Source organism: Paenibacillus illinoisensis NBRC 15959 (assembly GCF_004000925.1).
GTDB classification, from domain to species: Bacteria; Bacillota; Bacilli; order Paenibacillales; family Paenibacillaceae; genus Paenibacillus; species Paenibacillus illinoisensis.
On the sequence record NZ_BIME01000008.1, the window covers coordinates 139,273 to 151,112 of the forward strand.

6 protein-coding genes are annotated in these 11,840 nt (G+C 51.2%); 4 read left to right on the forward strand and 2 right to left on the reverse strand.

Annotated elements, in window-relative coordinates; all coding sequences use genetic code 11:
• The first annotated feature begins 42 nt into the window (after nt 1-42).
• Nucleotides 43-1,494: a MocR-like pyridoxine biosynthesis transcription factor PdxR gene (pdxR, locus tag PIL01S_RS19480; RefSeq protein ID WP_127538958.1), complete on the forward strand. Its 1,452-nt coding sequence runs from the start codon at nt 43-45 to the stop codon at nt 1,492-1,494.
• 226 nt (nt 1,495-1,720) lie between these two features.
• The gene (locus tag PIL01S_RS19485) at nt 1,721-2,506 is read left to right on the forward strand and encodes a helix-turn-helix domain-containing protein (protein WP_095292024.1); all 786 of its coding nucleotides are present in this window, start codon (nt 1,721-1,723) and stop codon (nt 2,504-2,506) included.
• Nucleotides 2,507-2,879: 373 nt separating this feature from the next.
• Here PIL01S_RS19485 and asd read toward each other — a convergent pair whose 3' ends face one another.
• Entirely contained in the window at nt 2,880-3,671 is a 792-nt protein-coding gene (gene asd / locus PIL01S_RS19490) for an archaetidylserine decarboxylase (protein ID WP_127538959.1), read from the reverse strand.
• Nucleotides 3,672-3,756: 85 nt separating this feature from the next.
• Nucleotides 3,757-4,887, reverse strand: coding sequence for a YheC/YheD family endospore coat-associated protein (locus tag PIL01S_RS19495; RefSeq protein WP_127538960.1), 1,131 nt, complete (start codon nt 4,885-4,887; stop codon nt 3,757-3,759).
• Between the two features lie 445 nt (nt 4,888-5,332).
• Here PIL01S_RS19495 and PIL01S_RS19500 point away from each other — a divergent pair, with 445 nt between their 5' ends.
• Both PIL01S_RS19500 and PIL01S_RS19505 read left to right on the forward strand, forming a co-directional pair.
• A complete protein-coding gene (locus PIL01S_RS19500) occupies nt 5,333-10,663 on the forward strand; it encodes a WIAG-tail domain (RefSeq protein WP_127538961.1) in 5,331 nt (1,776 codons plus the stop codon).
• A 285-nt stretch (nt 10,664-10,948) separates the two neighbouring features.
• Complete coding sequence (locus PIL01S_RS19505) at nt 10,949-11,836, forward strand: glycosyltransferase family 2 protein (protein WP_246058483.1); 888 nt, start codon at nt 10,949-10,951, stop codon at nt 11,834-11,836.
• Nucleotides 11,837-11,840: the final 4 nt, after the last annotated feature.

Consider the following 11,840-nt stretch of genomic DNA (forward strand, 5'->3'; position numbering starts at 1 on the left):
GCCATATGGTTTGAAAATATTAAAGAAAGGAGAGCGAGAGTCATGGAACTGTGGCTGCCCTTGGATTCCTATGAGCATCAGCATCGTTATAAATACACGGCACTGTATCATGCCTTGCGCGACGCCATTCATGCGGGAACACTCGTGGAAGGGGCACGTCTTCCTTCTACGCGAGAACTCGCAAGCCAGTATGACATGTCACGCGGTTCTGTGGCACAGGTATACGACATGCTGCTCGCGGATGGTTACGTAGAGGCACATCGGGGCAGAGGTACGTTCGTTAAAGGCACATTTAGGACAGAGGCACAAGGGGAACAGGAAGCAGTCATTCAGCTCTCCCCATGGGGAGAACGCGTAAGCAGACTGGATACCCAAAAAGGAACGGAATCTGTCTCTGTTCAGGATCGGCATATCATCGATTTTCATGTCCATCGCATGCCGGCTGGCCACTTCCCCACATCGGAATGGAAAAGCGCACTCGCCGCCGTACACCGAAGCGATTGGCGGGAGCAAAGCGGTGCAGCAGGAGACCCTGAACTGCGTGAGGCCATCGCTTCACATCTGAGATGGACACGGGGGATTCAGGCGGATGCATCCCAGATTGTACTGTTCAGTGGTTCGATGCAAGGTATTACATTGCTGGCACAGCTGCTGATCCCGGAAGGGGCGCAGGTCATATTGGAAAATCCGGGGTACCAGGGAATCGCACATGCGGTGAACGCCTGTGGGGGCAGAGCTGTACCGACAGCTGTTGATTCGCAGGGCATCATCCCTGAAGATTGGAACGCCCAGACGCTGTTCGTTACCCCAACCCGGCAGTTCCCGACTGGGGCGGTGTTAGGACTGGATAGACGCAAAACGCTGCTAGCCTGGGCCTCGAGGCGCAACGCCGTCATCATTGAAGATGACTACGACAGTGAATTTCGCTGGGGAGGCAGACCGATTGAACCGCTTAAAGTATTGGATCGCGAGCAGCGGGTGATCTATGTCGGATCATTCTCACAGACAATGATTGCTTCCTTCCGGCTGGGCTATGCGGTCCTGCCTTCAAGTCTGGTGCAGCCACTCCTTGCAGCGAAAGCCCTATATGAGCCGGTACCCCCTGCGTTATTGGATCAGCGAGCCTTGGCCAAATTCATGAGCAGGGGCGGATATCTGCGGCATTTGAGACGGTTAACCCGGCTATACGGGGAACGGCATGCTTTTTTTGTCCAGGAGATGGTACATCAGTTACCAGAGGCTTTCACCATGCAGCCAGGAGATGCAGGACTTCACATCTACGCGACCTGGAATGGCAGTCCGGACAGCTTTCTGAAATTCAAAACGATAGCGAAGGAAGAAGGCGTGATATTTCGGGATGCCGAGCGTTATCAGCTGATCCCCGGTCCTCCTGCTGTTTGTTTTGGCTTTGCGCATCTGGAGAAAGAGGAGATCACGGAAGGCATCAGAAGACTGCGGCTGGCATGGGAGAAGAGTACATTTTCGTTTCACTGAAATTCGCTGTATAATGGATGAAGACATTTCGCTCCGGGAGGAGCAGAAATCACATACAAGCACTTTGCATCAGATTCCAGGAAGCGTACTGAGTTTAGGGACAGGCTGAACCGAAAGGATTGTGTTCTAATTCTAAGGCCTGTTAACCGTAAGCGATCTATAAGCGATTGGAATTCAATGATGATGCAACATGCGGAGAGATTAACTTTCAAGGGGGAGTGGCGACATGCTGCAGGCATCGCCGTCATCTTTTGTTATTTTGCCCGCCGTCGCCAAAATTGTCTGCGAACCGGGATGGAAGTGGCAGAAGCGGGAAAAACCGATGCAGAACTATGACTTATTTTATGTATGGAGTGGGGAAGGGACCGTTGTGCTAAATGACCGGTCGTATGAGGTCGGCAAAGGCAGCTGTTTCCTATTTAGACCAGGCGATCATCCTACTGCAACACATAATAAGCAAAAACCGTTGGTACTTACGTATATTCATTTTGATGTAGATATACCTGTGAATGATGTGCCTCAGTCTTATCGTGAGGTACAGGAAACCGTGGAATTCGAACATTTGCTGGCCCGGTATGTAAGACTGTTCTTATCCGATGTATATGGGCGGGACGAGGAGAGTCGGCTTATTTTGAAACAGCTGATGATTCATTTGCTGCGTGCGGATACGGAATCACCTGTGGAGAAAAGGGTCAGCAATCAATTGTCGGATGTCATTCAGGAAGTGGCGAATTATGTACGCCAGCATCCGGGGATTACCCACCGGGTGGAGGATCTGGCTGCACGTGCGGGCTTGTCGCCCCGATACTTCTCTATCAAATTCAAGGAATTAATCGGCTCTTCTGTTCAGTCGTATATCATTCGCATGCGCATTGAGCGCGCAGAACATTTGCTGGTGCATACGGGCATGAATGTAACCGAGGTCGCCGATGCCCTCGGGTATCGGGATATCTTTTTCTTCAGTCGTCAGTTCAAGCAATACACCGGCAAAAGTCCTTCCGAGATTCGTTAGGTACGACGCCTGAGATCAGGGTAACGTTTCAAGTCTGGAGGCTAGGGGTAAGTAAGTAGCATTCCAGACGAAACGAAAGGGGGAACTTGTGATGAACGGAAAACGGCGGATCCGCAACCGGGGATGCTCTATGAAGGGATGCAATATTTTCCGGAACCGTCTGCGTCGCTTCAAACCGGCGGAGGAACTGCAGGACGTGTGGTTTTGAAGAAAAGTCAGAGGGCCTATACATACGGAGCGATGTTTCGTATTGAATGTATATAAGGAATCTCCAGTGACTACCGTGGAGCGATCATGTTTCAATCCTAAAGAGGATGGCGCAAGCACCTGAAATCAGGTCTTGCGCCATCCTCTTTATTTGGTCCTGGAGTATTCAGCGATTTGGCTTCAGGCGGCCAAGCAGTGTACCCATTTTGACGGAATCACCCGGCTGGAGACTGGGCTCAGGTTCAAATGTGCCGCTCTGCGTCAGCAGTACCACAGTGGAACCGAATTCAAAATAAGCCAGGTCATCCCCTTGTGCCCAACTACTTGCAGCCGTATCCGCGTACTGAATGCTGCTTACGTTCATGGCGCCGACTTTGACGACAGCGACTTCTCCATAAGCGTGACCGATATACGTAATCAGACGTTCGTTTCGACTTAGCACCGACTTCATATGAGTCAGACCAAAATCATTTACAGGGTAAACCTTCCCCTTGATATGCTCACTTTCGATTCTGTGCCCGCTAACGGGTGAATGAATCCGGTGGTAGTCACGAGGGCTGAGGTACAGGACGAATGCATAACCGTGCTTGTACTTCTCCAGATGTGGAGAGTGGTTTAATAATTCAGCAAGTGTATAATTTTGTCCCTTAACATTCAGGAGTGTGCCTGCAGATACCGGCCCTGCTGCCGTGATTTTGGCATCGACGGGGCTGATGAGTGCATGTTCCGAAAGATCCAGCGGGCGCATGCCCGGCTTTAATTTGCGGGTGAAGAAATCATTCAGTGAACGATATTCCTTCCAGTCTTTCTCGGCTTCCTGAACAGGGATGTTGTAGGTCCGGACAAAATAAGGGATAAATGCCTTGCTTCCCCTGCTCTTGGAGAAGGCTCCCACGGTCCGGGAGATCCACTTGCGAGAAGAAAGCTCGGTCATTAACCGCAACAGCGTTTTTGCCATGAATATCCCCCTTAGGGTTAGTGCGAACTTCAAGGCCGGCAGGACCGGCCGTTCTGCATAATATTGACACAGAATGCCAGTGAAATCAATATGGGTACTTACGGTAGGTTTGCGGTTGACGTGGAATCTGCGAATTTTGCTCCATCAGCAGACGTCCATATGCCATGGGCTCACGGTAGCTGGCCTTCCAGTGTTCGGGCATTCCCGCCTTGCGAAAACCGTAACGCTGGTCCCGTCCATTACATTCGATGAAGTAAATCTGTCCGTTTCTGGCAATCCCCAGATCAAGGCCCAGGTCGGCCAGATGCGGCAGGCTGGAAGCCAGTGTGCGTGCAATTCGGAGTCCAACTGAACTGATGCGGGCTTCGAGCTCTGGAATGCTGATTCCCAGTTCTTCTTCATCCAATGCTTCTGCCAAGGTCATCACCTTGCCCCCTTGAGCAATATTGGTGACAAAGGTGTGGGTTGGTGCTGCCTTGGCGAACATGCCCGTGATGCCCCATAGACCGTCAATCCCCCGCTGTACAGATACACGCAGATCTACGGGTCTTCCTTCGTAACGAACCAGTGGAATCCGTTCCTCAATGAGATATGCATGGCGAAAAATTCGTCTTAAGGTGGCGGAGGGCAGTTGTCCCCTGCTGAGTCGGAAGGTTGCCCATCCTTTGCGTGAAGCCCTGGTCTGGCACGTCAATTTCCAGTCCCCGTCTCGTTTATACAAACGCATGATACCGTGTCCGATACTGCCGCTGCACGGTTTGATGATCAGATCATTATAATGTTCCATCATATAAGCCAGAGACTCCGGCGTAGCTTTGGCGGCATAAGGGAGATGTTTCTTCAGTGCAGGATCCTGGTGCAGCATGTCATGAATATGATCCTTGCGATACCGATTCCGAACGTTAAATACCTGTATGCCCTGCAGCAGCAGCTTGGTCACCTCATGCTGATCTGCCCGGCGAAGTTGGAGAGCCCGATTATGGATAACGGTAGGTAGAGGCATTTTTTGACGAACGTAAACGCCATCCTTTTTGACATATGCCAGACAGGTCTTCGTCTCCGAATCCACATCTTCAAGCCGCAAAAAGCAAGGCGTTAATCCATAACAGGCCGCTGCCTGCTCATAATTCGCGAGCGATTCCTGACCGGTCCTTCCGGCCGGTATCCCCCGATACATGCGTGAATCGAACATGATGCCGATCGTTTCTGGGGGCATGACCGTTCCTCCTTCAATATTATTGCGACATGGATCGTCCATATATGGGATGCCGGTCTGTCAACGCATGATGGGACATCACAATCACGCAGACCGGAATGATGATGCACCTTCATGCACCGGCGTGTTATTAATAGCTCCACACATCCAATTGAGAACCCAGGTAAGGGTGAAATGAATAAAGCACATTGCATTGTAAGCCGTTTTACGGATGTATACGGAAGGCTTATGAAGTATCGTATGACATTTTTCCAGCAGGGGCGTGGACAGCCGCCTTACATCTATAGCCAGGCACAGCCTATTTCACTATGGACAGGTTCATTTTTTGCAGTTTGACCTGCTCATCCATCTAATCTTGCCTTCAAAAGTCGTGATATGAAGTGGCAGATGCCCATACCAGAGCATATGATGCCGGAGATGAACGTTAGAGGAAGGAGCAAGCTGCATGAGTAAAAAAGGCAATAAGAAGGTTCCTACACCGAAACTGCGGCATGTGAGCCCCAAATTTAAGGAACTGGAACTGACCGAACGCCGTGCAGGCACCATGAATTCAGGTCTAACCCAGAATAGGGAAGAGCGCTTGAATACAAATAAACCGGATTCGAGAGCGAATCAGGCACCCGAAGAATTCTTGTACGAATCAACGGAACTCCCTGCCTCTATGAACGAGCTGGAGGACCTGGTTATCGCAGGCGAAACGAATGATCCGGAACCTGCCGCATCGGATAGCGAGGATGCCCAGACACAAGATAACCCAGAAAAGCAGATTCAGGTGAGCAGTGTGGCTTCGCTTGCTCTGGAAGAGCAAAACATCATCCAGCAGGAGACCGCAGGTAGAGACCGGTTGGAGATTCTGAACCAGAACCAGATGCCGGGCCATACCGGACACTATATCTACACGGATGATCTGAGTGATTTTGCAGTTACGGAGAGCAAGCTGGCTCCATTCTCTGTGGATGACTCCAAGCTGAAACCGGGTGCAGTCGGCAGTGAAGCATTGCAGGATTATGCGGTGACTAGCATTCACATTGCAGATGGAGCGATTGTCTCTGCCAAACTTGCAGAGGCTTCGGTATCCGAGGAACACCTGATTGATGGCTCTGTGTCCGGTCACAAAATACGCAATGCGTCAATTGCCGGCGAGAAAATCAAAGACGGCAGCATTACGTCACAGAAGCTCGGCAATCAGGTCATCGATTCGGCCAAAATTGCCGATGGCTCCATCGGCACAAGACATCTCAGCCGCATGCTGGTTACGGAAGATTTGATCAAGAATCATGCGGTAACCGGAGATAAGATCGCCATTAGCGGTGTGGATACCCGGCATCTCACGGGAGGCGCCGTGCATACGTCCAAATTGGCTGATGATGCGGTGACTACGTCCAAAATTCGTGAAGGTGCTGTCACGGGCAGCAAAATCCATGAACAATCCATTGAGTCCCATCATATTCAGGCAGGTGCAGTTCAACAGGAGCATCTGGCAGAGGGGGCTGTCGGTCGTTCACAACTGTCTTTGGGCAGTATTGGCAGTGATCAGATTGAGGACGGATCCATACAGACCAGACATTTAGCTGAGGGTTCACTCAGTGGAAAACACTTGCTGGATGGATCTATTGGTTCGAAACAGATTCGCGCTCAGGCCGTGGGGAAAGAGCAGCTTGGCAAAGGTGAAGTGGGCAATGAGCATTTGGCGGAGGGAGCCGTAACCAGCAGTAAACTCGCAGACCAGTCGGTTGGAACGGCAAAATTGTTGGAACAGTCGATTACGGCTTCCAAGATCTCGGACCAAAGTGTCATTGCTTCCAAAATTGCAGATGAAGCGATACAGGGCAAACATCTTGCCAAAGGCTCCATTCGAGCGGAACATATCGTCAATCGGGGAATTACACCGGTACATGTGGATAATGCTGCGATTCACTCGATCCACATTGCAAATGGAAGCATTGAGGCACCTCATCTGTCTACCGGAAGTGTGTCCGGAGAAGCGCTTGCAGATGGCGTAGTATCCGAGCGGCATCTGGCTGAGGCTGCGGTGGGTACGTATGAATTACAGGATGCTGCAGTGACAGACGTGAAGCTTGCGGATGGAAGTGTGACATCCGAAAAACTGGGAACAGCATCGGTTAGCAGCAGAGCGCTCGCTCCGGGAAGTGTCGCATCCTCGCATCTTGCAAGCGGTGGTGTTACGGGTACACATCTGGCTCCAGGAAGCGTGGGATCCGAGGCCCTGAGACCATATGCCGTGAAATCGGAGCATCTGACGGAACACGCCGTAGGTGTCCCTCACCTTCAGCCGGGTAGTGTTGAAACGGATGCCATTGCACGTGCGGCAGTTACAACGGACAAATTGGCTCCTGGCAGCATAACTTCGGCTCAGCTGGCGGGAGGGTCCATTTTTCCGCCGCATCTGACAGATCATTCGGTTACCTCCCCCAAGCTCTCACCAGAGAGTGTTGCTACGGATAAACTGGCGGATTTTGCTGTCACATCAGCCAAACTGGCCGACGGCAGCGTGACTTCTTCCAAGATCATGGCAGAAAGCATTAACGCCAAGCATATCCCTGCCGGAACCATACGTGGTTATCATCTGAAGCAGCATGCTGTCTCTCTGGAACATTTATCGGAGGAAATACGTTCACCGGAATTATTCGCCGATGGCAGCATCACAGGCAACAAACTACGCCATGGGTCCGTAACTGTAGACCACTTAACAGCAGACTCGGTATCGGGGACAGAATTACAAGAGGGTGCCATAAGCAGTAAACATCTGCAGGCTTCCGTCGTGCAAACGGAACATCTGGCAGACGGTAGTGTGAAGTCGGACCATCTGGATCATCATGTCGTAAACTCACAGCATCTGAAGCCAGACATTATTCATGCTGAGCATATTGCTGAACAGGTCATCACCTCCCATCACCTGGCTCCGGGGTCTGTTGAAACAGACCATCTGGCACCTTTATCCATCACAGCGGCTCACCTTCAGCCCGGCTTGATCAGTGGGCTGCACCTTCAGGCAGAGTCGACAAGTGCGGTTCACCTGCAGCAGGGCGCAGTGCATTCCCGCCATATTCAAGATGGTGAAATACTTCCGCATCATATCCATGAACGCAGCATCGGAACGGCTCACCTGGAGGAAGAAGCAGTAAGTACAATTATACTGCAGGATGGAGCAGTAACAGGCTCCAAGCTGGCAAGTGGCAGTGTGGATGGCAGCAAATTGGCCGCAGGAACGATTGAGGCCGCCCATATTGGAGACGAAAGTGTGCAGTCTCGTCATATCCAGGAGGGAGCCATCCTCGCGAATCATATTCAAGAGGGCAGTATTGGCGAAGCTCATCTGGAAGAGGAGTCGGTAAGTGAGGTTCATTTGCAAGATGGGTCGGTAACGAGTGCGAAGCTGGCGGAAGGCAGCATCAGCGGCAGCAAATTGCTCGAAGGAACGATATCCGCAGCTCATATCGCAGCGGAAAGTGTGCAATCAGAGCATATACAGGCAGATGCGATCCATGCCGATCATATTCAGGAGCGGAGCATCGGTACAGTTCATCTGGAAGAAGATGCGGTAAGTGCAATTCACCTGCAAAATGGATCTGTCACGAGTACCAAACTGGCCGACGGCAGTGTGAGTGGAAGTAAGCTGCTCGAAGGTGCGGTATCCGGTATTCATATCACCTCCGAAAGTGTGCAATCCCGTCATATTCAGGAAGGAGCAATCCTTGCTGACCATATTCAGGAGCGCAGCATTGGCACAACCCATCTGGAAGAGGAAGCGGTAAGTGCGATTCATTTGCAAAATGGATCTGTAATCAGCGCCAAACTGGCCGACGGCAGTGTAAACGGAAGCAAGCTGCTTGAGGGAGCCGTATCCGATATTCACATTGCAGATGATAGTGTGCAATCCCGGCATATCCAAGAAGGGGCGATCCTTGCTGGCCATATTCAAGAGTGCAGCATCGGCACAACTCATCTGGAAGAGGAGTCGGTGAGTGCAATCCATTTGCAAAATGGATCTGTAACCAGTGCCAAACTGGCCGACAGCAGTGTGAGCGGCAGCAAGCTGCTGGATGGAACGATATCCGGAATTCATATCGCAGCGGAAAGTGTGCAATCCGGGCATATTGAGGCAGGTGCCATCCATGCCAATCACATCCAGGAGCGTAGCATCGGCACAAACCATTTGGAAGAGGAAGCCGTAAGTGCGGTTCACCTGCAAAATGGATCCGTCACGAGTGCCAAACTGGCCGACGGCAGTGTGAGCAGCAGCAAAATACTTGAAGATACGGTAACGGGAGTTCATCTTGCATCGGAAAGCGTGCAATCCCGCCACATTCAGGAAGGAGCCATCCTGGCTGACCATATCCAGGAGAACAGCATCGGCACGGTTCACTTGGAAGAGGAAGCCGTAAGTGCGGACCATCTGCAAGATGGGTCGGTAACGAGTGCCAAACTGGCTGATGGCAGCGTAAGCAGCAGCAAATTGCTTGAAGATGCCGTATCCGATGTCCATATTGCGAATGGAAGTGTGCAATCCCGGCATATTCAGGAGAAAGCCATTCATGCCGACCATATTCAGGAACGCAGCATAGGAATCTCCCATCTGAAGGCGGAATCGGTGAGTGCGATTCATCTGCATAATGGTTCCATCACAAGTGCGAAACTTGCCGATGGCAGTGTAAATAGCAATAAATTGCTTGAAGGTGCAGTATCCGCTATCCACCTGACAGATAAAAGTGTGCAATCCCGGCATATTCAGGATGGAGCCATCCTGGGTGACCACATACAAGAACGCAGTATTCGCACAGCTCATTTGGAAGAAGAATTGGTCAGTGGAATTCACCTGCAAAATGGATCCGTCACGAGTGCTAAATTGGCAGACGGCAGCGTAAACGCCAGCAAACTGGCTGAACAAAGTATCACTTCCAATCACTTGAACGCGGGCATTGTAGGCCCGGCGCACTTGAGTGAAGAGATCTGGAATGCGATTCGACAGTTCAGTGGAGAAACGCTGGAGAAGCTGGCTGCGATTAAACGTCAGGAAGCGCTGCTTCAGGGAGAAGATGAGGCTGTACAGCCATCACAGCCTGCCATCCTCACGGAACTGCCGAGTGCTGATCTGGGGGAAACCCCAACGTTCCAGACTCCGGTTCAAGAGCTGGACCAACAAGTACAGGAACAACAAGTACAGGAACAACAAGTACAGGAACAACAAGTACAGGAACAACAAGTACAGGACCAACAAGTACAGGACCAACAAGTACAGGAACAGCAATCACTAACCAATAATGTTGGAGAAACATTGGCGGATTCCTTGACGACAGCTGATGTAGTTCAGCCACAGGTACTGCAGCCAGAACCTGAACTTCCGCAGGAGATCGATAAAATTACGGAGTTTGAGCTGAGTGAGCAGGCGGTTAAACAGGAGCATCTGAGTGAAGGTGCTGTTGGAAGCAGCCAGCTGCAGCATGGAGCAGTTAGTCCTGAACACCTGTCATTCCAGCCGGTTCGCAGTGTCAGTCGTCAGCCGGTCGTTCAGCAGTTTGGCATGGAAGCTTTTATACTGCCTGAAGATGAAGCATGTGTTGAGGTAACGGTAGCATTCGAGCAATCATTCGCATCAGAACATTATGTGATTGTAGGAATGAGTAATGATCGCGGATTCCAGGTATCATTGCTGTCCCAGAGTGAGGATGAAGCGGTATTGGAAGTGTTCCGTACACCTGGATGCAAGCACACCTATGGTTTGTTGTCCTGGATTGCAGCGGGTCCTGCAAATTAAAAAAATACGTCAATTCACGAAGTTCATGCACAAAAGCGGTTCCTGGAATTGTCCGGGACACCGCTTTTGTTCCTATATTAGAAGGTCCTCTAAAAAAGTGAAGGAGGAGGTGTACGATTTTTATTTTGACGAATATGCACTGAAGGGTGAGGCTGAATAACTCTTTTCCTGCCAGAAGCTTATGGAAATCAAGGACAAACGCCGTTTCCACTATTCCCTAATTACATAGAATAACGTGTACTCCCTTGGCATGTTGAGTATTTTTGAGGGTGGGAGGTGACAGTATTGCAGCAGCGTCGTCGTACTGTTCATTCAGCCGCCAAAGTAGTGAGCCGAAAGAGGAAGCAGTTGCACAGAAGACGTGTAAAACCCGTGAGCAAGAAGGGTGCGGGAACCCCCAGATACGTCATCCCCCCAATACGGGAGGAAATCCATCCAAACATCCCCATGCTTTCGGTGATTATACCGGCAATGAATGAAGAAAAGACGATTGGCAGAGTTGTTAGGCAGGCGCTTCGCATCTGCAGGGATTCCGAAGTAATTGCCGTTGTCAACGGCTCAACGGACGGCACGGCAGCAGCGGCACAGGCAGCAGGTGCAAGAGTGCTTTTGTATACAGAGGCTCTGGGTCACGATGCAGGAAGACGAATGGGGGCAGCGGCTGCCCGCGGAAGAATCCTCCTTTTTACCGATGCAGATATCCCCATACCTGCAGAGCAGCTCGCTCCCTATGTGCAGGCCATATTGGATGGGACAGATGTAGCGCTTAACGATTATGACGGTCCGGTTAAACGGAATCCTGTACATCCAGTGGTGGAGGCCAAGCATGTCCTGAACAGCATCCTGGCCAGGCCGGACCTGCAGGGAGCTTCAATGACAGCCATTCCGCATGCGTTAAGCCGCAGGGCACTTGATGTCATAGGCGTTCCTTCGCTGGAGGTTCCTCCGCTTGCATTAGCCAAAGCCGTATCGAGTGGATTAGAGGTACGCGCCGTTCATCATGTACCTGTAGGTAAAATGAATGCGGTTCGGGTGAAACGGCGAAGCGGGCCTGATCCGCTGAGCCAAGTGGTGCTGAATGATCATCTGGCAGCGATCAGGTGGATCACCGACGAACTCGGTCCACGCGGAGGGTATTCCGACCTGCAGCGTGTTCGCTGTCTGACGAGGTGAGAAG

What these genes read in the sequence shown, in the direction of transcription:
- pdxR (WP_127538958.1), top strand. Translation starts at nt 43, where the DNA reads ATGGAACTGTGGCTGCCCTTGGATTCCTATGAGCATCAGCATCGTTAT.
- PIL01S_RS19495 (WP_127538960.1), bottom strand. Translation starts at nt 4,887, where the DNA reads ATGCCCCCAGAAACGATCGGCATCATGTTCGATTCACGCATGTATCGG.
- PIL01S_RS19485 (WP_095292024.1), top strand. Translation starts at nt 1,721, where the DNA reads ATGCTGCAGGCATCGCCGTCATCTTTTGTTATTTTGCCCGCCGTCGCC.
- PIL01S_RS19500 (WP_127538961.1), top strand. Translation starts at nt 5,333, where the DNA reads ATGAGTAAAAAAGGCAATAAGAAGGTTCCTACACCGAAACTGCGGCAT.
- asd (WP_127538959.1), bottom strand. Translation starts at nt 3,671, where the DNA reads ATGGCAAAAACGCTGTTGCGGTTAATGACCGAGCTTTCTTCTCGCAAG.